Source organism: Peribacillus sp. BM1, from assembly GCF_056679975.1.
Genome location: NZ_CM155259.1, coordinates 3,319,485 through 3,342,074, shown reverse-complemented (window position 1 = coordinate 3,342,074; position 22,590 = coordinate 3,319,485). Strand labels below are relative to the sequence as shown.

At 37.2% G+C, this 22,590-nt stretch carries 20 protein-coding genes; 11 read left to right on the top strand and 9 right to left on the bottom strand.

Going from position 1 to position 22,590, the window contains the following annotated elements; translation table 11 throughout:
- The first annotated feature begins 26 nt into the window (after positions 1–26).
- The 6 genes from AC1MGI_RS16135 to AC1MGI_RS16110 all read left to right on the top strand — a co-directional run bounded on the left by AC1MGI_RS16135 (position 27) and on the right by AC1MGI_RS16110 (position 5,676).
- Positions 27–1,802, top strand: coding sequence for an ATP-binding protein (locus AC1MGI_RS16135; RefSeq protein WP_480346205.1), 1,776 nt, complete (start codon positions 27–29; stop codon positions 1,800–1,802).
- A 317-nt stretch (positions 1,803–2,119) separates the two neighbouring features.
- Positions 2,120–2,917: a GDSL-type esterase/lipase family protein gene (locus tag AC1MGI_RS16130; protein WP_480346203.1), complete on the top strand. Its 798-nt coding sequence runs from the start codon at positions 2,120–2,122 to the stop codon at positions 2,915–2,917.
- Positions 2,914–3,831 carry an ABC transporter ATP-binding protein gene (locus AC1MGI_RS16125; RefSeq protein WP_480346201.1) on the top strand — a complete coding sequence of 306 codons (918 nt, stop codon included), beginning with the start codon at positions 2,914–2,916 and terminating at the stop codon, positions 3,829–3,831. Before AC1MGI_RS16130 ends, AC1MGI_RS16125 begins: the two co-directional genes overlap by 4 nt.
- The gene (locus AC1MGI_RS16120; protein ID WP_480346200.1) at positions 3,824–4,804 is read left to right on the top strand and encodes an ABC transporter permease; all 981 of its coding nucleotides are present in this window, start codon (positions 3,824–3,826) and stop codon (positions 4,802–4,804) included. The genes AC1MGI_RS16125 and AC1MGI_RS16120 overlap by 8 nt, the downstream gene beginning before the upstream one ends.
- Positions 4,805–5,056: 252 nt before the next feature.
- Entirely contained in the window at positions 5,057–5,236 is a 180-nt protein-coding gene (locus AC1MGI_RS16115; RefSeq protein ID WP_480346197.1) for a DUF4025 domain-containing protein, read from the top strand.
- An 11-nt stretch (positions 5,237–5,247) separates the two neighbouring features.
- Positions 5,248–5,676 (top strand): CBS domain-containing protein, encoded by a 429-nt coding sequence (locus tag AC1MGI_RS16110; RefSeq protein ID WP_480346196.1) that lies wholly within the window; start codon positions 5,248–5,250, stop codon positions 5,674–5,676.
- 184 nt (positions 5,677–5,860) lie between these two features.
- Here the strand turns inward: AC1MGI_RS16110 and AC1MGI_RS16105 are convergent, their stop codons facing one another.
- Together AC1MGI_RS16105 and AC1MGI_RS16100 are read right to left on the bottom strand one after the other, a co-directional pair.
- Positions 5,861–7,843, bottom strand: a complete 1,983-nt coding sequence (locus AC1MGI_RS16105) for a S9 family peptidase (protein WP_480346195.1) — start codon at positions 7,841–7,843, stop codon at positions 5,861–5,863.
- A gap of 217 nt (positions 7,844–8,060) precedes the next feature.
- Entirely contained in the window at positions 8,061–8,393 is a 333-nt protein-coding gene (locus AC1MGI_RS16100; RefSeq protein ID WP_480346193.1) for a DUF2680 domain-containing protein, read from the bottom strand.
- Positions 8,394–8,868: 475 nt separating this feature from the next.
- Between AC1MGI_RS16100 and AC1MGI_RS16095 the strand changes: the two genes are divergently transcribed.
- The 3 genes from AC1MGI_RS16095 (at position 8,869) to AC1MGI_RS16085 (ending at position 13,251) form a co-directional block, all read left to right on the top strand.
- A complete protein-coding gene (locus AC1MGI_RS16095) occupies positions 8,869–9,912 on the top strand; it encodes a hypothetical protein (RefSeq protein ID WP_480346191.1) in 1,044 nt (347 codons plus the stop codon).
- Positions 9,913–10,483: 571 nt separating this feature from the next.
- Positions 10,484–11,578 carry a CotS family spore coat protein gene (locus AC1MGI_RS16090; protein WP_480349822.1) on the top strand — a complete coding sequence of 365 codons (1,095 nt, stop codon included), beginning with the start codon at positions 10,484–10,486 and terminating at the stop codon, positions 11,576–11,578.
- 2 nt (positions 11,579–11,580) lie between these two features.
- Entirely contained in the window at positions 11,581–13,251 is a 1,671-nt protein-coding gene (locus tag AC1MGI_RS16085; protein ID WP_480346189.1) for a glycosyltransferase family 4 protein, read from the top strand.
- An 854-nt stretch (positions 13,252–14,105) separates the two neighbouring features.
- Here the strand turns inward: AC1MGI_RS16085 and AC1MGI_RS16080 are convergent.
- The 3 genes from AC1MGI_RS16080 to AC1MGI_RS16070 all read right to left on the bottom strand — a co-directional run bounded on the left by AC1MGI_RS16080 (position 14,106) and on the right by AC1MGI_RS16070 (position 17,067).
- Positions 14,106–14,333, bottom strand: coding sequence for a hypothetical protein (locus AC1MGI_RS16080; RefSeq protein ID WP_480346187.1), 228 nt, complete (start codon positions 14,331–14,333; stop codon positions 14,106–14,108).
- Positions 14,334–14,957: 624 nt separating this feature from the next.
- On the bottom strand, positions 14,958–16,133 hold the full coding sequence (locus tag AC1MGI_RS16075) for a glycosyltransferase family 4 protein (protein WP_480346185.1): 1,176 nt from the start codon (positions 16,131–16,133) through the stop codon (positions 14,958–14,960).
- Positions 16,134–16,257: 124 nt separating this feature from the next.
- Positions 16,258–17,067: a UTP--glucose-1-phosphate uridylyltransferase gene (locus AC1MGI_RS16070; RefSeq protein ID WP_403071039.1), complete on the bottom strand. Its 810-nt coding sequence runs from the start codon at positions 17,065–17,067 to the stop codon at positions 16,258–16,260.
- Positions 17,068–17,398: 331 nt separating this feature from the next.
- On the opposite strand from AC1MGI_RS16070, the gene AC1MGI_RS16065 reads away from it, so the two are divergent.
- Positions 17,399–18,688, top strand: coding sequence for a UDP-glucose dehydrogenase family protein (locus AC1MGI_RS16065; protein WP_480346182.1), 1,290 nt, complete (start codon positions 17,399–17,401; stop codon positions 18,686–18,688).
- Positions 18,685–19,653, top strand: a complete 969-nt coding sequence (locus AC1MGI_RS16060) for an NAD-dependent epimerase/dehydratase family protein (RefSeq protein ID WP_480346180.1) — start codon at positions 18,685–18,687, stop codon at positions 19,651–19,653. The genes AC1MGI_RS16065 and AC1MGI_RS16060 overlap by 4 nt, the downstream gene beginning before the upstream one ends.
- Before the next feature lie 99 nt (positions 19,654–19,752).
- Here the strand turns inward: AC1MGI_RS16060 and AC1MGI_RS16055 are convergent, their stop codons facing one another.
- The 4 genes from AC1MGI_RS16055 to AC1MGI_RS16040 all read right to left on the bottom strand — a co-directional run bounded on the left by AC1MGI_RS16055 (position 19,753) and on the right by AC1MGI_RS16040 (position 22,447).
- Complete coding sequence (locus AC1MGI_RS16055) at positions 19,753–20,667, bottom strand: NAD(P)/FAD-dependent oxidoreductase (protein ID WP_480346178.1); 915 nt, start codon at positions 20,665–20,667, stop codon at positions 19,753–19,755.
- 231 nt (positions 20,668–20,898) lie between these two features.
- Positions 20,899–21,231, bottom strand: coding sequence for a winged helix-turn-helix transcriptional regulator (locus AC1MGI_RS16050; RefSeq protein ID WP_062179144.1), 333 nt, complete (start codon positions 21,229–21,231; stop codon positions 20,899–20,901).
- Between the two features lie 510 nt (positions 21,232–21,741).
- Positions 21,742–21,876, bottom strand: coding sequence for a YuzL family protein (locus AC1MGI_RS16045; protein ID WP_152534766.1), 135 nt, complete (start codon positions 21,874–21,876; stop codon positions 21,742–21,744).
- 121 nt (positions 21,877–21,997) lie between these two features.
- On the bottom strand, positions 21,998–22,447 hold the full coding sequence (locus AC1MGI_RS16040; protein WP_403071060.1) for an OsmC family protein: 450 nt from the start codon (positions 22,445–22,447) through the stop codon (positions 21,998–22,000).
- Positions 22,448–22,590 lie beyond the last annotated feature (143 nt).

The window sequence follows — 22,590 nt, the reverse complement described above, 5'->3', positions numbered from 1 at the left end:
ATTTCTTAGATAAGGAAGTGCATGAATTGGAGCAATATTTTGTATCATCCAATCCGATTCTCTTATTAGTCGCATTAATATTGACATTTATGGCGGCATATACGAGTTTGGATTTACTTACATTACTGAGAAGCTCTGCTGACCATAAGAAGTTTTTGTTATTCGGCGGAAGCTTTTCAATGGGAATTGCGATATGGACGTTTAATTTTTTTGGAATCTTGGCTTTTGAGAAGAACAGCGTAGTTACTTACAATTTATCAGTGATGGTGCTTTCACTCGTTCTTGGCGTGGCACTTGCATCAATGGGGTTTCTGGCATTAACCATTAAGAAACTCTCATTCATAAACATTGTTCATTGTGGTACATTATTGACCGTTTCTTTGTTATCTAACTATATTATTGGCTTATATGCCTTGAATCTTTCTATTAAAATCCATACAGTTTTGTTAATCCTAACAGTGATGATCACGTTAATTATTTTTGTTGTCGCATTTTTATTATTTTTTTATTCGAATTATCGCCAAAAAGAAAACCAAATATGGTTGAAGCCGACGAGTACATTTATCGTCTCTGCTGCGATTATCCAAGGCCATTTCATGTTAGTGCGTGCGCTACCTGTTAAACAATCGGTTGATAATGTGAATGAACTTGTCCATGATACTTCTTTTGTACCGTTTCTTGTGTTGTTTGTTTTTTTATTAATCGTTGGTGGGCTGATTACTTCAAGCTCCTTCATCACAAAACGCCTGCAGAATAGTGATAAATATTTGCAAGACTATCGATATGCGCTTGATCAAGCTTCGATTGTGGCAGTCACGGATTCCAAAGGAAAAATCATTTATGTGAATGAGAAGTTTACGGAAATCTCGCAATATAGGGAAGAGGAATTACTTGGGAAGACTCATTCAATCATCAATTCTGGCTATCATTCTAAGGAGTTTTTTCAGGATTTGTGGGATACCATCCTAAAAGGCAAGACATGGAATGGTGAAATTTGCAATCAAGCGAAGGATGGTAGTCTATATTGGGTTTCAACGACGATTGTCCCATTTCTAAATAAGAAGGGAATGCCGTACCAATTTGTCTCGATTCGAAATGATATTACTGAACGAAAACAATCTGAGGAGCTCCTTCATCGACAGGATAAACTGGCTGCTGTTGGTCAATTAGCTGCAGGAGTCGCCCATGAAATTCGTAACCCGCTAACATCCATGAGAGGATATGCTGAATTTCTGCAAATGGATGAGTCGAAGCCAGAAAGATTGGAATACTTCGATATTATTTTGGATGAAATAGAACGAGTGAATACGATTGTCGAAGAGTTTATGGTACTAGCAAAACCGCAGATCGTTCATCTTGAGTTGAAAAACATCGTCTTAATCGTACAAGACGTACTTACTTTGATTGCATTTGAAGCGAAAAACAAAAACGTACATGTTCATTTTGAAAGTCATAATCAAGAAATCCTTGTGAATTGTGATGAGAATCGTTTGAAGCAAGTGTTATTAAACTTCGCGAAAAACGGAATAGAAGCGATGCCTTCTGGAGGAGACTTGTATGTAAATGCTTTGCAGCAAGGAGGGAAAGTGATGATCCATATTCGAGATACGGGAGTTGGGATTCCTTCTGAAAAGTTGAATAAGTTAGGCGAACCATTTTTCACTACGAAAGAACAGGGAAATGGGTTGGGATTGATGGTGAGCTATAAAATTATTGAAGGTCATAAAGGGAGAATTGAGGTGGTTAGTGAAGTGAATGAAGGCTCAACTTTCATCATTAAGCTACCCACTGTCACGGTTTAAAAAATTTAATTGAGCATTAATGATAAGTACATTCAGTACGGGGAGACTTGTTGATAAAGGAAGGGTTTTTAACGTGTATTTACTTTCGGTATTTTATCTTTAATCAGTGTTCTAATGACAGTATAACTCTTCATCGTTGCAGAAATAACGCCTTCTTAGATATTAACAATGAATGCTCGGCTTCTCGCTTCTAGAGAAACTGAGCTTTTTTGTATTCTGATGTAAATTAAGTTATTGCTTTATATTGGAACCTCGAATTTTATAAAGCACAAACAGTGTGATTTAATAGAGGGAAAGAAGCAAAGGAGAGGGTGAGTGTGCTGGGGAAGAAAAGTGTACGTTACATAACGATTATTGCTGCGACTTTATCAATTCTTTGGCTGCTAAGTTTTAGTTGGGCCATTCAGGATTATTATGCAGGTGCAACAGACGATGTGGTTAAAAAACAGGACAGTTCCCAAAAAACAGTGAAAAAAAATCATATGTTTACAGTAGTTGCCTTAGGTGATTCATTGACAAGAGGGACGGGTGACGATTCTGGAAAAGGCTATGTTGGCTATGTGGCGGATGAGTTGAAAGAGCGATTTAATGGAAACGTTGTTGTTCAAAATCTGGGCATTAATGGTCAAGTTTCTAGCCAGCTGAAAAAACAGGTGAAGCAACCGAATATTCAAAGACAACTTGCTGACGCTGATATTATTTTACTTACGATTGGTGCGAATGATTTATTTCAGCAAGGAAGAACATTGGAAAATTTTGATTTAGCTACCATTAAAACCATCGAAGATGCTTTTATTGAAAATCTAACTACGATTTTCACCGATATTCGTAAGGCGAATCCGGATGCTTCTATCTTTTTTGTTGGGCTCTATAATCCTTTTATTGAAGTTGATGAAACAGGGGTAACTAGTCCAACCGTCCGTGACTGGAACCGTACAGCTGAGGAAGTGAGTTCAACAATCCCGAGGATTGTCTTCGTTCCTACCTATGATATATTCCAGTTGTCTGTAAATGATTATTTATTTACAGATAAATTTCATCCAAATCAACAGGGCTACCGATTAATAGCAGACAGAATTGCTCCGTTAATTAAATGGGAGGGGGAAAGAAAATGAGTGCGACGACTCTTTCTGTGAGAAATTTAACGAAGACGATAAAAAAGCACAAAGTCATTAAAGGAATCAGCTTTGAATTAAAGGAAGGAGAAGTTTTTGGCTTTCTCGGTCCAAATGGTGCGGGTAAAACTACGACGATTCGAATGCTTGTTGGCCTAATTAGACCGACTTCTGGAACCATTGAAATTTGTGGCTATGATGTAAAGAAAAATTTTACAAAAGCAATGGCGAATCTTGGCTGTATTGTTGAAAATCCTGAGTTATATCCTTATTTAAGCGGCACTGATAATTTACTTCATTTTGCGAGAATGCTTCCAGCAGTAGATGCTAAACGAATTGCGGAAGTTGTTGATATGGTTAAGTTAACAGAAAGAATAGACGATAAAGTGAAGACCTATTCGCTCGGCATGAGACAAAGGCTAGGTATTGCTCAAGCCTTACTAAATCGACCAAAAGTACTGATTTTAGATGAACCGACAAACGGGCTGGATCCTGCGGGAATTCGTCAGATGAGGGTTTTCATTCGTGAGCTTGCTGAAAAGGAAGGTTTAAGTGTGCTTGTATCTAGTCATTTATTAAGTGAAATTCAGTTATTATGTGATCGAGTGGCTATTATTACAAAAGGAAACATCATAACTGTTGATACAGTAGAGTCTTTGCTCTCGAGTCAGGAGCAAGCCATTTGGCAACTCGATCCATCTGTCAAAGGAAGAGAAATATTGGAAAGTCTAACTGAGGTAACTACACTTGATGATGGTTATATGGTCACTCCTTATGATTCTACCCAGATTCCTAAGTGGAATGCTGCTTTGGTTCATGCAGGAGTACAAGTACTACAACTGAATAGAAAGATCCCTGTATTGGAGGATCTATTTCTACAATTGACGGATACAGGAGGCGCCCATATTGAATAATCTAATCTCGAACGAAATGATGAAGCTTGTGGCAAGGAAGCGTTTGTTGGTGATTGGGGCGATTGTGGGAATCTTGGTGATCCTGTTTACCTTTGCACAGTATAAGGAAGTACAAACACAGCGGGAAAAGCTAGGTTCAGATGATTGGCGAGCGTCTCTTCAACAGCAAATTATTGATATGCAAAACAGGCTTGGATCAAGCCGAATCTCAGATGATTGGCGTGAGCAGATTCAAGTTAGCGTTCAGCAATTGCAATTCTATTTAGATCAAGATATTAACCCAAGCGAACCAGGGGCCGTTACATTTGTTAGAATGTTCATTGAAAACTCCAGTGATTTATTTATTCCATTACTAATCATGATTGTTGCGAGCGACCTTGTTTCTTCTGAGCATACTCTTGGGTCTATCAAATTACTATTAACAAGGCCTGTAAAGCGATGGCGGATTCTTTTAAGCAAATATATAACGTTATTGATGGCAACTTCGTTAATTGTTGCGATGACCGGACTGCTATCGTATGGATTGTCAGGGATTGTCTTCGGATATCATGGCTGGAATGCACCGATTATTACGGGCTTTGTTGTAGATGGAGGCAATGTAGATACGAGTAGCATCAGGCTTATTAGTCAATGGAAATTTTTGTTGATGGATTTTGGACTTGTTTGGTTTGTGGCTGTTGTAGTTGGAACATTAGCGTTTATGCTCTCTGTTTTAATAAGAAGTACGGCGGCAAGTATGGGTGTTATGCTTGCTGGGCTTATATCAGGAGCTATTTTAAATAATATGGTGTCGTCTTGGGAATCGGCCAAATATCTGTTTATGGTGAACTTGAAATTGACTAATTACTTAAATGGGGTGGCACCGCCGATTACAGGGATGACTTTGTTTTCTTCCATGTCGGTTCTCCTGGTATGGTGGGCGGCGGCGTTAGCCTTATCGTTCTTTGTCTTTACACGACAGGATGTTTATTAATAGAATTCCGATTCACTTCCAGCGAGCTTGCTTGTTGGATTTTTTTGATGCTGGGGATATAAATGGAGTAAAAACAAGATCGACATTTGGTGGGCATAATTCATAGTGTGATGTAAATACTAGGAAATAGAAGTGTTTAGCTTGGATGATGGTTCTTTTCAAAATGTGTTTTTAAAGCGTATAAAGTCTTATGTTTCAAATCGGTTACAAATCTTAATTCTGGAAAATTTGTAGATGGGGAGGATACACATTATGACAAAAGAAAATAAAAATCAAGCAGAAATTGCAGGTAGACATTATCAGACTGAAGATTTTGAGAAGAAAGACCAAATTTCATCTGGCTTTGCTGAAACTCATGAACAAGTCAGTGACCATTTTTTTGAAGGTACGGTAGATCAAATGATAAATAATCAAGAAAACAAAACGGAATAAGGGGGATTGTTTTGAAGTCTATTAGAGAAATCATGACATCTAATGTAGATTACTGCACAACCCTTGATAATGTGTACGAAGCAGCTGTAAAAATGGCGGAAGGGGACGTAGGAGCTATCCCAGTTTGTGAGGATGGAAAATTAGTGGGTGTTCTGACAGATCGCGATATTGCAATCCGTTGTGTTGCTGGGAAGAAACCAGGTTCGACAAAAATTACCGATGTCATGACGAAGGAACCAATTACGATATCACCAGAAACTTCAATCATGGAAGCGGAAGAATTAATGGCAGAGAAACAAATCCGTCGTTTATTCATTGTCGAACAGGAATCCCTCATAGGTATTGTTTCGTTAGGTGATTTTGCTATTCATAAAGGCACCAACATGGCAGCAGCACACGTACTCACAGAAATTTCGGAAAATCAGCATATTCAACATTGAAATAAATGCGAATGTAAGATTAGAAAGCAAAACTTATTAAAAAAATATTTTTAATGAAAAAAGGGGCCGTCCCATAACGAAAGGGTAAGACACCACATCTCTTATATAGCGTTTACATGACACAATAAACGGTGGATAGAGTGAAAGTCAAACCTTTTTGGGACATCCCCTTATTGCGCTTTTCTTAATTAATATGTTTATTAAACCAATCGCGAATATGCTCGGTGTGCTGCAAGCGTAATCTTGGGGCTCCACTTCTTGATACTTCATGGGTCTGTTCTGGAAAGGCCACAAGTACCGCTTCTTTTTTTTGACGTTTTAACGCAACGAAGAATTGCTCTGCTTGTTCAATTGGACAGCGATAATCTTTATCGCCATGTAACAATAACAGAGGGGTTGTAACCTTACCTACATATTTCAAAGGAGAGTGTTCCCATAGTTGTTCAGGAGACTCAATCACGTCACCGCCTAATTCCGATTCAGTGAAAGAATAGCCAATATCGCTCACTCCATAGAAACTGAGCCAATTAGAAATACAGCGCTGGGTAACGGCTACTTTAAATCGATCTGTATGCCCAATGATCCAATTCGTCATAAATCCACCGTAGCTTCCACCTGTTACACCTAACTGGTGTTCATCAAGGAAATTATACTCTGCAAGTACGTAATCTACGGCGACCATTAAATCTTCATAATCCATGCCTCCATAATCGCCTCTGTTTGCATTAACGAATTCTTGACCGTAGCCAGCACTGCCTCGTGGGTTTGTGAATAGGACCGTATATCCTTGTGCAACAAGGGTTTGAAACTCATGAACATACGTATTCGCATACATGACATGCGGTCCGCCATGAATTTCTAGAATCAATGGATATTTTTTCCCTTGTTCGAAATTAGTCGGTTTCATAATCCACCCGTGTAATTCGAGACCGTCTTTAGCAGAAAAAGTAATGGATTCAGCTTCCGAAAGTTTTTTATCTTTTAGCAATTCATCATTAACAAATGTAATTTGCTCAATTTCACCATTTGTTAAATCAAAGGAGTATAAGTCACCAGGGTGAGTAGGTGTGCTGATTGCTACAACAGCTTTATGTGTTTCGGGATTAATGGTTAATCCATAAACATGCTGCTTTTCGAGAAGAGAAGGATACATTGCACCTTCAATGGTTCCGTAATATACGCCTGTGTTTCCGTGGTCACTAATTAAAAAATAAAAGCCTTGACTGTCATTCGTCCAAAGAAGGCCTGGATTGACCGTTTCAATATGAAAATCTCCTGCTGCTAAATCACCGACTTCAACATCCCAATCTGTAGTTAGGCATGAGAGTGATTCAGTAGCTAGTGTATATAACCAGATTTTAGATATTGTCGCTCCTTCATATTCTCGTTCATGCCCAATTAATGTTAAATAATTACCATCAGGTGACCATCTAGGAAAATAAAAACGCCCGTTGGTTGCCGTTATTTTTCTACAAGATCGATCTTCTAAATGGAAAATAAACACATTAGAAGCGAGGTTATAATCAGCATCATCTGTGTCGTTGCTTACATATGCAAACTCTTTTCCGTTTGGCGCCCATGAGGACGGTGTAAAGGAGTGTTCCCCTGAGGTCAATTGTTCTGCTTTACCTGTAGGTACATCGACTAGTATGAGTTGAGAAAATGAACAATCAAAATAGCCATTTCCATCTGTTTTATATTTAATTCGATCGTATACGATCGCTTCTTTGCGTTCCTTTTCTGGTTCTTTTTCTTTCTCATGTATAGTGTATCCAGCTTTTATTCGTGTTGAGGTTAGGATTTTCCTTGAATCAGGAGACCATATAGGCGTAGTAGCTCCCAGGTGAAATTCTGTCAGCTGACTAGCTTCTCCACCAAATGTATTTATTATGTATACTTGGTTTTTTCCAGACCGATTTGATAAAAAAGCAAGATGGAGTCCATCAGGAGACCATCTTGGTGAAGACTGACGATGAAGTCCATATGTCCATTGAACGGTTTGTTTCGTTAAAAAACTATATACATATATATTCGAAATATATTTCTCATCATCCTTAGCAACAGAAGTCTCGATATAGGCGACCCTACTGCCATCTGGCGAAAGCTGTGGATCGGTGACAGATTTTAAGTCAAATAAATCTTCTGCTAAAATTCCTTTATTACTCATTATATTCATCCTTTCTTTATGCACTATGAAACTAATTCTATCAAGTGATTGTTGATTCGACAAATACCATGGAAACTTCCCCTAAATCATTTAGTGAATGGAAATATAAATCCTTCATCAACGGAAAAATGTTAAGCAGAAAAGTTTGAAAAAAGTCTTGCCAATTTATTAGAGATAATACTCTAAAAGAGGCAAGACTTTTTATGAAGCAATTGTATTATTCTGCTGGTCTTTTGTGGTGATGAGTGTGGTGTGGTTGAAATCCGTTTTCTACTACCTTTTGATAATGCTTTTCCATATGTTTCACAATCATTGCAGCTTTTTCTTTAGAAATTGCACCGAATTCTACATATTTATGCACAATTTCTATTTTCTTAGCCAGCATTTCCTTATGCAATACTGCAAGTTCGTCTTGTTGTTTTTGGGTAAACTCTATTTGTTGTTCTTGTTTAACTTCGCTTTCTTGGTTATCTTTCTCAGCAAATGCCGTGATCTCGAAGTTACTAGTTACGAAACTAATTGTCAGCAAGGCAATAAGTAATTTATTCATGATACAATCTCCTTTTGTTATTATCTTTTTGTGAAAAATGCTTTAATACCCTTTCTAAAAAATTTAAGATGCTGTTAGTTTTTTAATATTGGAACCAAATTATGCATGTATATAAAATAACTGAAGAATTTATAGGAAATGCTTGTCTCCTGAATAGATGTAAGAATAAGTAAAAGGGGATTGCACTTAAAGTAAATCTTAACGAGGAAGACTTTAATGTGGACAAGGAATCATCAGCAACTTGCGGTATAAATGTATGAGTGGTAATTGAGATAGTGACCAGATTGATTGATTTCTTATTTACGACTGTAGTGATCATAATTGTTAGTAACAAGGTAATACATAAAAAAATAAACTATGAAAAAAGGAACATGTATGACAGATCAGTTAGCTAATAACTTTTTAAATATCCACTAATTCATTATGCCAAGTAGCTCCAACTTGAATATCTTGTAATACAGAAGGAGGGATGAGCATGAATGCTGAACGAAAAGAAGTAATAAAAAGATTTCTCGAACAAAGGTTTACTTTAGATAATAATTTTGTTAATGAAGAAGCACTTTCGCAACTTATAAATATGTTTAAAAATAAAACAGAAAATTATGAATCTGAAGATGTAGATCTAGAGCAAAGTGAAGACGAAGTCCTAGATTTAAGCTCAAACGAGAGTGGGGATGAAGACTCAGACGAGAGTGGGGATGAAGGCTCAGACGAGAGTGGGGATGAAGGCTCAGACGAGAGTGGGGATGAAGGCTCAGACGAGAGTGGGGATGAAGGCTCAGACGAGAGTGGGGATGAAGGCTCAGACGAGAGTGGGGATGAAGGCTCAGACGAGAGTGGGGATGAAAATTTAGGCGAGCTCGGGGATGAAAGCCCAGACGAGAGTGGGGATGAAAGCCCAGACGAGAGTGGGGATGAAAGCCCAGACGAGAGTGGGGATGAAAGCCCAGACGAGAGTGGGGATGAAAGTCCAGACGAGCTGGGGGATGAAAGTCCAGACGAGAGTGGGGATGAAAGTCCAGACGAGCTGGGGGATGAAAGTCCAGACGAGAGTGGGGATGAAAGTCCAGACGAGCTGGGGGATGAAAGCCCAGACGAGAGCGGGGATGAAAGTCCAGACGAGCTGAGGGATGAAAGCCCAGACGAGCTGGGGGATGAAAGCCCAGACGAGCTGGGGGATGAAAGTCCAGACGAGAGTGGGAATGAAAGTCCAGACGAGTTGGGGGATGAAAGTCCAGACGAGAGTGGGGATGAAAGCCCAGACGAGAGTGGGGATGAAAGCCCAGACGAGAGTGGGGATGAAAGTCCAGACGAGTTGGGGGATGAAAGTCCAGACGAGAGTGGGGATGAAAGTCCAGACGAGTTGGGGGATGAAAGTCCAGACGAGAGTGGGGATGAAAGTCCAGACGAGTTGGGGGATGAAAGTCCAGACGAGAGTGGGGATGAAAGTCCAGACGAGTTGGGGGATGAAAGTCCAGACGAGTTGGGGGATGAAAGTCCAGACGAGAGCGGCGACTAAGACGAAGAAAAAATAATTCTAATTTCGGTGGGATCATCTTAAGGTGATCCCATTACTTAATTTTTATCCTGGTTAAACAGATTGTAATACCCTAAGTAAGATGAATATTTAATGTTCTTAGTATATTGCTCAACAAAAAAAAAATTTTTTGCTTCAAAATGGCCAAGTGTTCATGCTAGTTAGTCATTTCATAACTTGTTAAACAAATAAGAATTGCCAATCGTTTCAATGATCGATGAATTATTCAAAATTACCTTCTGTTTCTAAGCAACTATCCTATACAAATATTTTATCAGAGCATAACATAGCTAAGAGTATTTAATCCTGCAGATTGGTCCGAAAAATAGGTACATCCTTTTAGACTACTTAAATTAATATCTTGGAAAATCATCATCTATTACCTGTTTCTTTGAGGATCTATGGAGATAATTCTTCGAGTAAATTATAGGGGGAAATGAAGAAATCTGTTTTGGAAAGCGCTGACAAAAACAAGGATGAACTCAAATAAAAGTAATAATTGACAGCGCTTTACTCTTGCGGAAATTACGATTTAACTCATAGGAGGGATATGATGGATCACCCAATAATTGAGCCATGGGAAAGCGATGATTTAACTCATGAATTTTATGTACCTGATTATATTGAACGAATAGCACAAGATGTTCTTGAAAGTTACGACCTTTCTGTTAATAGTATACAGGTCATAACAACTAAGCCAGATAAAGGCGGTGCGATTTGGAAACTTGAAACAACTTCTGGTCCAAAAAGTTTAAAATTGTTACACAGAAGACCAACAAGAAGTATGTTTAGCTTGGGAGCTCAGGAATATTTAGTTAAAGTCCAAGATGCAAGAGTGCCCGCGATTGTAAAAACAAAGGATGAAAAGGATTATGTTGAAGCAGGAGGAAAGTTATGGTTCGTTGCAGAGTGGATAGAACCATTAGAACCTGTTACAAAAGATTTAGAAGGTGCGAAACATTTATGTTATGCGCTCGGTGAATTTCATCGTTTAAGTAAGGGCTATGAGCCACCGCAACAATCTGAAGTAGCTTCAAGACTGCATAAATGGCCATCTAGTTATGAAAAGATGATCATCAAAATGGATTGGTTCCGAAATATTGCTAACGCATATCCTGAATTACCAGCAAGTACACATTTATTGAATGTAGTTGATAGGTTTGAAGAGCAAGCTAGAAATAGTTTGACAAGGCTTAATCAATCAAGTTATTCCGAACTGATAAAAAAAGGAAATGCTTTTTGGGGACTTGTTCATCAGGATTATGGCTGGTCAAATGGTCAAATGGGTAGTAATGGAATGTGGATTATTGACCTTGATGGGGTTGCCTTTGATCTTCCGCTTCGTGATTTAAGAAAGCTAATTAGTGGTACAATGGCAGATTTGTATAGATGGGATGTGAATTGGGTTCGGGAGATGATTCAGTCTTATCATGAATCTAATCCCCTTACAGCTGAACTATATGAGATTTTAATGATTGATTTGTCACTCCCAAATGAATTTTATAAAAATATTAAAGAAGTTGTATATGAACCTGAATTATTTTTAAATGATCAAACAACCCAATTAATTCAAACGATTGTTGATACAGATCAGACTAAATGGCCAGTTCTTAAAGAAATTGAAGATGATTGGAGGGGGAGGGAATAACTATGAAAATATTAATGATCTGTACTGAAAAACTACCAGTGCCTCCTGTGTTAGGTGGAGCGATTCAAACGTATATTTCTGGGAACCTCCCTTATTTATCCAAATTTCATGAAATCACGGTTTTAGGGATTAGTGAACCATCACTTCCAAATCAGGAAACAATAGATGGCGTTCATTATGTACGGGTACCTGGTCAAATATTAGAGATCTATCGAGAAGGAGTCATCAAGTATCTAGAATCGACTTCCTTTGACCTTATTCATATTTTCAACCGACCGCGTTTGGTCCTTCCAGTTCGGAAAGTTGCTCCTGAAGCAAAAATTACTTTAAGCATGCATAATGATATGTTCAATCCTGAAAAAATAAGTCCAGAAGAAGCAACTGCTGCATTAGAAGAAGTATCTAATATTGTAACGGTAAGTGATTATGTTGGTAATGTAATACGAAATCTTTATCCACAAGCAACAGCGAAAATAACTACGATTTATTCTGGAGTAGATACTGAGCAGTTCTTACCTGGATACCATCCAAAGATGCAAAAGATACGTAATGAAATTCGTCAAGAACATGGCTTAGAAAACAAAACAGTTATCATGTTTGCAGGTAGACTTTCTAATAATAAAGGAGTAGATCGGTTAATTAGGGCGTTGCCGGAGCTATCAAAAAAATTTAAAGATTTAGCAGTAGTAGTAGTTGGAAGTAGTTGGTTTAGCGAAGATAATGTAACTGATTATGTTGCCTATGTTAGAGCAATGACAAAGAAATTGACAATACCAGTAGTAACAACAGGTTTTGTTTCACCAAGTGTCATACAAAACTGGTTTGCAGCGGCTGATTTATTTGTATGCACATCTCAATGGAACGAGCCATTGGCACGGGTACATTATGAAGCGATGGCAGCGGGACTACCTATATTAACGACAGCAAGAGGAGGAAATCCAGAAGTCATTCAACTCAATGAAAATGGTCTTGTTGTAGAAAATCCAGAAAATCCGATTGGTTTTGTAGAAAAAATTACAGAAATCCTATCAGACAAATCTAAAATGAAAAACATGGGGATTAAAGGGAGAGAACTTGCTGTATCTCTTTATAAGTGGGACAGAGTTGCTTCCGAAATACTTGGAGTATGGGGCGATGCAATTCATACGTCATCTTCATCTTCATCAGTACCAGAAACTTTAACCGATATTTATGTTGAACAAGAAATCATAAAAGATTTGGTAAGCGCAGATTCTATTGAAGCGAAGCCTACTGATACTAAACCCAACTATAAGCAAAAGTCTACATTAGAGAAAAAAGTTGAAGCGAAGCCTACTGATACTAAACCCAACTATAAGCAAAAGTCTACATTAGAGAAAAAAGTTGAAGCGAAGCCTACTGATACTAAATCCAACTATAAGCAAAAGTCTACATTAGAGAAAAAAGTTGAAGCTGAAGTTAAACAAGAACCTATAATAGAATTAGATAATAAACCAGAAAAAGAAATTGAAAATCAGGGAATAAAAGATAAATCGAAAACTCATTCTGTTAGAGATATGATTAAGGAGTCGCTTAGGGAATCGGTTAGAAAGACGATCATAGAACAGATGATTATCGATTCGAATGAAGTTTCAACTGAAGATTCGATTAGCAACTTAATTAGGGAGTTGAAAAGAAGAAGAAACATTGAATAAGTGAGTAAGGCTGCATCATGATAATGATAAGCCCCGTTTCAAAGTAGAAACGGGGCTTATCATCGTAAAAATTTATTTCGGATGTCTTAAATAGATTTGACTCTATACACCCAATATACCTACAAGCTATATATTAAGGAATAGATCTGAGCATTTGTATATTGGACAACCTCTTGGAACTTAGAAGAGGGAGTGGAGTAAAATGGCCTTTTAATAGATTGAACTTGATCCACTTAATTATAATTAAGGGTACAAGTCAATATACTCAAGAGAAATCATTTTTGTGGCACCAATTATTAATTTTATATCCTCGTCAGGAAAATAGATTTTTTAACCTCTAACTAACAGATTATCGGCCTGAACCACTACTTTATTTAACAATTCGGTATATTGCATTCTTCTACCTATAAATTCTTCTTCAAGTCGCATATTGTTTCACCTCGACTATTCGTTTATACTCAGCATTTGCCTTAGGGGAGGCATCTGATCAACCTCTACCCAATATCCTTGTCCAGATCACATCCATCAATCAAACGGTACAATGCGAATTCATATTCGTGAAAAAAAGCTCATCTTTCTGTCGGAATAGTTCCAGCAATAAGAGATCCTTTTGAAAAAAGAAAGTCTAGAGTAACAGTTGTGAACTCCGCAATATGTATTGATATCCTAATCAGTTTTAAACAAACCGTGCCTTTTGAAGGTTCTATTTTCCAAATAGTTTTAAAATCTCCTCTTTGCATGACTTTCATGTTAAACATTTAAAAGTGAGAATAAAACGTAGTCATCAAATGTTGAATCGGGAGATATGTTTTGAAGTATCCATTTTGCTTCGCGCTTTGTGTAGTTTATGGATATTAGACCATAAAATAAAGAGGGAATAGCATGTCTAAAGAATAAGATAATGAGCCTTCGTTCAAAGATGAACAACGTGATAAGTTTTCATCATCTTTGTTTAATATTTCACTCATATCGGAAATTGGGCGATCGACAGTGAGAGAATCCATTTTATAGATAAAAATTCCGTCACTGTCAATCACAATCATACTTGAGGCAAAATCCTGGTGGCATAATGACTTGTTCATCTTTATTTCTTCTGGTCATGAATCAAAAACCAGATTAATGAGCATGGTGATAGAAGTCTGGTATCTCTTTAATAAAGTATCTACATGTGAAAAAATAGCAGTTCAAATTTAATTTGAACAGTTACTAGTGATCTTCGTTATTTCAAGTTGACTATCCACACCTATCTTTTTTCAAATCTGATTTCCATTCTGTTAATTGAAAAGACGGCAGTGTTTCTGCTGGGAATCCAATTACTTTTGAAGTTTGATGAAAGGATACTCACTCCTTCATGAATTTCAGCAGTTCATTTAGATACTCATTTTCCGGAAATCTTCCATAGATCGCTTTAAAGACTAAAAAGTATTTGCTATCAACATTTACAGAACCTCGCCTAAATCAGTTTTGAATACAACCGAGGTATGAATCTTGATATTTTTCAAATAATGTATTGCGTGAATTATAAAGATAATATGGTCTTATTAAATGAATCCTTTTCATCATGACTCCACCAAAATCTGCTTCAATTGACATACTGCTTTTTTACTTTAAAACGATATTAAATAAATCGTCTTCACTGCTAGTGGATAGTGAGCGATTCTGTTTTTTGCATCTACTACGAATACCGTTTCCACTCAGACTCCTCTCTAAGGTTTCTTTCTTTGCATGGAAGCTACATAAAGTCCTTCCATCCGTTTTGTTACATGCTCAAATCCAAAATTTGATTCAACGAAAATCCGGCCTGTTCTCGCAATCGAGTTGGCTACTTGCTTATTAGATAATAAAAAGGCAATCGCGTCTGCAAAAGCTTCTGAATTTGTATAATCATCAATGACGATACCGTTTTCTAGATGTTTAATAATTTCCGCATTTCCGCCTCGGTTCGTAGTAATGATCGGTAATCCAGCACCCATCGCTTCATAATGTACTCGAGCAAGGGGTTCTTGCCATTGGGAGCTGCATACGAATAGATCCCCTATAAGGAAATGAGAAGGAATTTCGCTTGGTGGTACAAAACCGGTAAATACAACTTTGTTCTTACCTAACACTTCAGCGAGCTTTCGCAAGCTTAGTCCAAACTCGTCAATTCTATCGTCACTAAACCATTTACTACCTACAATAACTAATACTGCATCAGGATGATTTTTGATGACTTGCTCCATGGCTTCTAGAAGTATATCGGGTCCTTTTACGGTACTCAATCGTCCTACGAATAAGACGACTTTCTTATCTTCTACGCCATACTTTTTCCGAAGTTCGTTCCTTCGCGATTGTGCATTTTGTTCCCAAATCGGTTTATATCTTTGCAAATCGACTCCTGAATAAATAGCCTTAACTTTACTTTTGGCTAAAGGAAAACGAGATATGATCGTTTGTCCGATATATTCGCTGATGGTCATGATCCTATCCACAGCTCTAATGACCAGATTCCCCATTTCAGTAGAGATTTTTCCGTCCCGAAACATTTCATTATGGAGACTCAACACAAAACGACTCATTGGCATAGCATTTTTATAGATCAGGAGATCACGAGGTCGGTTGAATACATGAATTACATCGTAATATTCCATGCTTGCCGTTTTTTCTGCTAGCTTTTTGCCGACATGAAAGGCGTAATTCTCACGAGGAAAACGAATGTATTTAACCTCGTTCACTACTTCCATGTCAGGAAGATCAGGGTCTGTAATACAATAGATTGTTAAATGATGGTTTTTACTAAGATGAGGTGTTATTCCATCGATTAAAACTTGAATAGCACCCCCTCTAATTGAAGGAACGGTAAGCATCTCTGTACAAATCAATGCGATTTCTATTGGGAACACGCCCTTTCATTGAAAATTGGGTCTTGCTGGTTTTAAACCAATCGTACTAATTTCACTCACTTAAGTGCTTCTGTTAGAATGTTAAAATCGAATATACAATGTTCCAGCCATCAATTATAGGGGGTTACTCCATAAATGGTTGGATGTATTGATTGGCAGCTAAAAATTCTTCAAATCTGCTAATATCAAAGCGCTTTCCAAGAAGTGTTGTACCAAAGAAATTTTCCGTCTTCATCATTTCGTTAATGGCATCTGTTAATTGAATTTCGTATCCTACTCCAGGTGTTATTCTTTCTAGATAGGAAAAAATTTCAGGGTTAAAGACATATCTACCGATGACGGCTAAATTTGAAGGTGGATTTTTTGCAGGTTTCTCAACGATGCTAATAACTTTACTTATCTCATTTTTAATTTTCTCACTTTTAACTACGCCATAGTTTGACAATAAGTGTTTTTCCACTTCATATAGACCAAGTACACTTTTTTTATGCTTTTCATAAACTTTTATTAATTGATTTAATCCTGTTGTCTCTTTATCAAAAATAATTTCATCTGGTAACAAAACAGCAAATGGTTCATTACCAACAAAATTTTTCCCTAGGAGGATTGCATCACCAAGCCCTTTAGCATATGGTTGTCGAATATATTGGATATGAATATCGGGAATTTTGTTTTTTTCTAATAAATGAGTGGATTGTTTTTTTTCAAGAAATGCTTCAAGTTCAAGTGATCGATCAAAATAGTCAGCAATCAGATTTTTTGATTGTGACACTATAAATAAGATCTCCTCAATCCCTGAGGCCAGGGCTTCTTCTACGACATAATGAATAGCAGGTTTTACACCAATCGGAAATAATTCTTTCGGAACAACTTTAGTTATCGGTAAACCTCTCGTTCCATATCCAGCTGCAGGGATAATTGCCTTTTTGATCATTTCTTAATTCACCTCGAATGCTATTGATTATTCTATGAAAAAGTGGGGTTTTATGACAATGTTAAAATTTTGTTAACTTTAATATTAAATGATTTTGTGGTCCTTATTGGCAGTGCAATAGTCTAATTTCTAAGTGTTTTATTAAAATAATTGAATAATGGTGTTTCGGTTAAAAGAAGCTGAGAACAACATGTGATTATTCTTTATTTAAAGAGAGGATGAGGTCGAAATAAAAGAAACTTTCATTGTATATAGGCAGATGTTAAATCATTGTAGATTGTCCACTAATATGATATAGAACTTTAGATTATTAGAGAGGGGACAATGTCGTATGGAAATCTGTGTGATAGGTGCGGGATATGTTGGCTTAACGACTGCAGCGGTTCTGGCCGATCTCGGACACACTATTTGCTGTGTAGACACAAATATTGAAAAAATAAAACAAATAAAACGCGGGGAAATTCCAATCTATGAACCAGGTTTAACTGAATTAATAAGTAAAAATAAAGACCAATTAACCTTTAGTTCGATGATTGTTGAAAATATTCAAAAAGCAGCGGTTATTTTCATCGCTGTTGGCACTCCATCTTTAGCAGATGGAAGAACGGATTTGACTTATATTCAATCAGTAGTAGATGAAATTGCAAAAGCCATAAGATCTTATAAAACGATTATTACAAAAAGTACGGTACCGCCGGGAACTAATGAAAATATATATAGAATGATAAAAGAAAAAGGAGTAGACCCACAGCTTTTCAATGTTGTCTCCAATCCTGAATTTCTAAGAGAGGGTTCTGCCATCTCAGATATGATAAAACCAGACAAAATTGTCGTGGGTAAACAACAAGAAGATCAAAAATCCCTTTCCATCTTAAAAGAAATATATGTAAAAATTAAAGCACCCTTCATCATTACAAGTCTCAACGGTGCTGAAATGATTAAATATACATCTAATGCTTTTTTAGCTACAAAAATATCGTTTATCAATGAAATAGCTAGAATCTGTGATAAGTATAATGTGAATATTGAGGATGTTTCAAAGGGAATAGGCACCGATCCAAGAATCAGTCCCCATTTTCTTTCAGCGGGTATTGGATATGGTGGTTCCTGCTTTCCAAAGGATGTTCGTTCATTAGAACACAGTGCCTTAGACAAAAATATAACGCCACAGTTGTTACAAGCTGTTCAAGCGGTCAATCATTCACAAGTTAATCTGTATATTGATAAGCTAAGTGCCTTCATCGATGATTTTTCAGAGAAAACGATTGCAATATTAGGAGTTGCCTTTAAGCCAAATACGGATGATACAAGGTATTCTCCAGCCGTTTCATTAATTGAAAAATTAAGTTCGCTAGGATGCTTAGTACAAACGTATGATCCGAAAGCTCAACTACCTTTCGCAATGATGGAAACGGTCAGTCAGCATTCCAAGTTAGAGCAGGCAATTATGAATGCTGATTGTGTGATTATCGCAACAGATTGGGAAGAATTTAAACAGTTGAATTGGCTGAAAATAAAAGAGTTAATGAAAGGTGAACACATTTTGGATGCACGTAACTGTATTGATCCACAAGCAGTTAGAGATACTGGCTTAACGTATATCGGAGTTGCCCGTCCATGAAGATATTGGTCACAGGGGCAGCGGGATTTATTGGTTCACATCTTTGTGAGAAGCTTTTAACAGACGAGAAAAACGAAATAGTTGGGGTTGACAAATTTACTGGTCCAACACCTAAAAACCTGAAGAGTGTGAATCTAGGCAATTTGCTCAAAAATGCGCGATTTAGGTTAATTGAAACGGATTTATTGACAGCTAACTTAGAAAAATTACTAGAGGATATAGATGTTATTTATCATTTAGCTGGTATACCTGGTGTACGTTCGAGCTGGGGGGTGGACTTTGATCCATATGTGAGTAACAATATATCTGTCACACAGCGTCTTTTAGAAGCCGTTAAGAATAAAAAAATAGTTAAGTTTATATATGCCTCCACATCCTCTGTTTATGGAGAAGTAGATGGGAAAGTGACAGAAGGTGCATATCTATCTCCGCTTTCTCCATATGGAATTACAAAATTAACAGGTGAACATTTATGTAATGTTTATCATAAAAGCTTCAACATCCCGATTGTAACTGTAAGGTTTTTCACTGTTTATGGGCCAAGGCAGAGACCGGATATGGCATTTCATCGTTTCATCACACAAGTTTTGAAAGAAGAAACGCTTTCCATATTTGGTGATGGGACACAGACAAGAGATTTTACCTATGTAACGGATTGTGTTGAAGCTATTGCGTCGATTATTTACAAAAACCATGTGATTGGTGAGACCATTAATATTGGAGGAAAAGAACGGGCCTCGATTAATGAAATCCTTGCAATTATAGAAGCGCTTACAGGGAAAAAAGCAACGATCGATTATTTACCAAAACTACTTGGAGAGCCAACTCATACATGGGCAGATATCTCAAAAGCAAAAAAATTGCTGAACTACAATCCTGAAATTTCCTTGAGGGAGGGGATTGCAAAGGAAATAGAGTATATCCGTTCTATATACACATTAAATGGGGAGATAGATTCTTGTTGAGATAAAGGAAAATGAATGGATATTATGTGTAACTGTTGAGAGTATCCAATACTCAAAGGGTCAAACTTACAACCCCTCTTTTTTGAAACCCTTCTTTTCTTATTCTGGGCGAGGTTCGCCAAGCAAACGCTTATGCATCCATATCGCTGCTTGGGAGCCGTCTCCCATTGAAATGGTCACTTGTTCGGAATGTGAAATCAGGTCGCCGCCTGCCCAAATCCCAATTATATTCGTTTCCTTTGTGCGCGGATTAACGACAACGTGCTTACTTTCATTTAATTGGACACCAACTTGTTTAGCTAAATGATTGTTTAATTGATTGCCGCTAAAGCCGGTAAATCCGCGCTCGGCTTTAATCAATTCACCATTTTCAAGCAATAAGCCAATAAGCTGTTTTTTTGCATCCACTACGATCTCGCTAATGGGTTCTTCAATAATCTGAATCCCAAGCGATTTTAATTTCAAGAGGTTCTCTTCACTGATTACTTTATTATCATGATTGATGACGGTTAGTTCATTTGACCAATATGTAAGAGTCATTGCCATATTTGCTACAGTATTTCCACTCCCAAATACTATGGTCTTCTTACCAGTTATTTCATAGCCATCACAGTCAGGGCAAATAAAGATTGAAGCCCCAAGGCACTGTTGAAGATTAGGCAAGTCTGGTAAATAATCTGTTAATCCTGTTGCTAAGAACACGGTATTTGTTACATATATTTGCTTTAGTAAGGTGCGTACGGTAAATGTATTGTCAGATTTTTCAAGAGAAGTCACTTTATCATCAATAAAAGAAACACCGTATTTCTCAGCCTGTTGCTTGCCGAGGTTTCTTAATTCTGGTCCGCTAATTCCATCCGGCCAGCCGAGAATATTATGATATCCCCTTGTAATTGTGGACCGGCCTTGATTCGAATCGATTACAAGAACAGAATGATTATATCGGCCTAGTTGAATGGCAGCCTGTAACCCAGCAATTCCACCCCCAATAATGATGCAGTCAACTGTCTCCATATCCTTCACCACCCGTAAAAAGAAATCAAATAATAGTTCCTAGCTTTAAAAAATATACCCATATTAATCTGTAACTATCCCCAGAAAGTGAAACTTCAATCAGTGGGGTTTTCTTCATTCTCTACTATCTTTCCATGATACTCTAAACAAAAATACAGCCTGTGAAACCGTGATAAATAAAAAAGCAACCCAACTTATATGTATTGGATTACTTTTTATTGTCATATATCCTCATTTTTCTTCACTACTATTTTCGATCCATTCTTGTGACCATTTCTGGATTTCTCTGACAGCAGGTGCAAGGGCACTCCCTTTTTCAGTTAAGGAATATTCAATCCGTACCGGTGTTTCGGCGAAGACTTCACGTTTAATGATGCCTATTTGCTCAAGGTCCTTAAGCCGTTCCGATAAAATACGACCGCTAATTGGAAAGGCAGATTCTATTTGACAAAATCGTTGAGGTCCATTCAATAATTGATTGACGATTAGAACCGTCCAGCGTTTTCCGAGTATCTGTGTGCCCTTTTCAAAGCGAGGGCATAACAAATCTTCAGTTTTATTCATTTAATATCACCCCATAATAGTAGTATAACTCTTTACGCATAATGTAACAACATAACAGTTTAGTATATAGTGTCATAAAGTAATCATGAAAAAATGATTCTTGATGATATGAATAATATGGAGTCTTTATTTAGAATTTTTCAGCTAGAGGTATAAAGTGAAACTTCAATCAGTGGGGGTTTTACTGCCCGTTAATGAGGGATAAAGAAGTAATTTACGTGGAGATTTAGCTTGGTCATTCATATAAAAGGACGACTCATTTGAGTCGTCCGATACGTTTATTGATTAAAAAACGTTTCAATTTCTTGCTTTCTAATTTATTCTTTATGTGCTAAATATGGATTTTATTCAGCGGTATTTTGATCCAAATTCGTTTGGATCAAAAGTTTGGGACAGTCTGAAGGTTCTACATAAAGTCTTACATTATGTTTTGAATACGTTTCTTTAGTCATATATCAGCCGCTATTTTCAAATTTGTTCTTTCGACACATTAAAGAAGAATGAGAGAAATTAACTGCGCTTTTGTTTCTTGTTTGATGAAGGTACTTGAATGGAACCTGTTTCATGAGTGGTAGTTCCTTGACCTTCTACTTGTGAAGAACGTAGGCTTGCTTTGGAATGATCCTTTTTAATTTTACTCATTATGTTCACCTCCAACATTACTTTTTGCTAACAGGTGAGAAACTATACAAGACGAAGAATGGTTTCCAGAGTGGAGACAAAGTTTCTAAATAGGAATGTAAAATGGCTATTTGCTTTTCTTTCTCTAGTGTGCAGATATGATCTCTACTTCTAAAGAGATTTCTACATTCCCTTTTAGGGCTCGTGAAATCATACACGATGTCTCGGCTTTTTCGGCAAGTTTTCTTGCTAAACGATGATCACTTTCATTCGCCTCTTGTTTGAGAACGACTTTAGGCCGATGGATGATTTTCTTATAAGTAAATACCCCATCCGTTACATCTACAATGCCTTCTGAATGAAGAGTAATTCTTTCTTTTTCCAGCTTACTTCTTTCCATCATCGCCGCTAAAGTAATAATATAGCAAGTTGCTGCTGCTCCAAGTAGCATTTCATCTGGATTTGTCCCAATACCTGGTCCATTCATTTCAGGGGGAATGCTTATTTGTGTTTTCAGATTTCCAGACTCTATTGTCCCAGTATCGTTTCGTCCACCTTCCCAAATTGCCTGTAAATGAAACTGGTGTTCTGCCATATAAATAGCCTCCTTGTTTAGTATGTACTACTATTGTATAGCAAATTGCAGGTAATTCCTTGTGTTTTGCTTTGGAACAGAGGGGATGAAATCTCTTGCAATCTGCAAAAAGTAGAGGTTGTATTGACAATTGCTAAAAAAAA

What these genes read in the sequence shown, in the direction of transcription:
- AC1MGI_RS16040 (WP_403071060.1), bottom strand. Translation starts at nt 22,447, where the DNA reads ATGGCAGAACACCAGTTTCATTTACAGGCAATTTGGGAAGGTGGACGA.
- AC1MGI_RS16115 (WP_480346197.1), top strand. Translation starts at nt 5,057, where the DNA reads ATGACAAAAGAAAATAAAAATCAAGCAGAAATTGCAGGTAGACATTAT.
- AC1MGI_RS16105 (WP_480346195.1), bottom strand. Translation starts at nt 7,843, where the DNA reads ATGAGTAATAAAGGAATTTTAGCAGAAGATTTATTTGACTTAAAATCT.
- AC1MGI_RS16070 (WP_403071039.1), bottom strand. Translation starts at nt 17,067, where the DNA reads ATGATCAAAAAGGCAATTATCCCTGCAGCTGGATATGGAACGAGAGGT.
- AC1MGI_RS16125 (WP_480346201.1), top strand. Translation starts at nt 2,914, where the DNA reads ATGAGTGCGACGACTCTTTCTGTGAGAAATTTAACGAAGACGATAAAA.
- AC1MGI_RS16060 (WP_480346180.1), top strand. Translation starts at nt 18,685, where the DNA reads ATGAAGATATTGGTCACAGGGGCAGCGGGATTTATTGGTTCACATCTT.
- AC1MGI_RS16050 (WP_062179144.1), bottom strand. Translation starts at nt 21,231, where the DNA reads ATGAATAAAACTGAAGATTTGTTATGCCCTCGCTTTGAAAAGGGCACA.
- AC1MGI_RS16055 (WP_480346178.1), bottom strand. Translation starts at nt 20,667, where the DNA reads ATGGAGACAGTTGACTGCATCATTATTGGGGGTGGAATTGCTGGGTTA.
- AC1MGI_RS16065 (WP_480346182.1), top strand. Translation starts at nt 17,399, where the DNA reads ATGGAAATCTGTGTGATAGGTGCGGGATATGTTGGCTTAACGACTGCA.
- AC1MGI_RS16085 (WP_480346189.1), top strand. Translation starts at nt 11,581, where the DNA reads ATGAAAATATTAATGATCTGTACTGAAAAACTACCAGTGCCTCCTGTG.
- AC1MGI_RS16100 (WP_480346193.1), bottom strand. Translation starts at nt 8,393, where the DNA reads ATGAATAAATTACTTATTGCCTTGCTGACAATTAGTTTCGTAACTAGT.
- AC1MGI_RS16090 (WP_480349822.1), top strand. Translation starts at nt 10,484, where the DNA reads ATGGATCACCCAATAATTGAGCCATGGGAAAGCGATGATTTAACTCAT.
- AC1MGI_RS16095 (WP_480346191.1), top strand. Translation starts at nt 8,869, where the DNA reads ATGAATGCTGAACGAAAAGAAGTAATAAAAAGATTTCTCGAACAAAGG.
- AC1MGI_RS16080 (WP_480346187.1), bottom strand. Translation starts at nt 14,333, where the DNA reads ATGAACAAGTCATTATGCCACCAGGATTTTGCCTCAAGTATGATTGTG.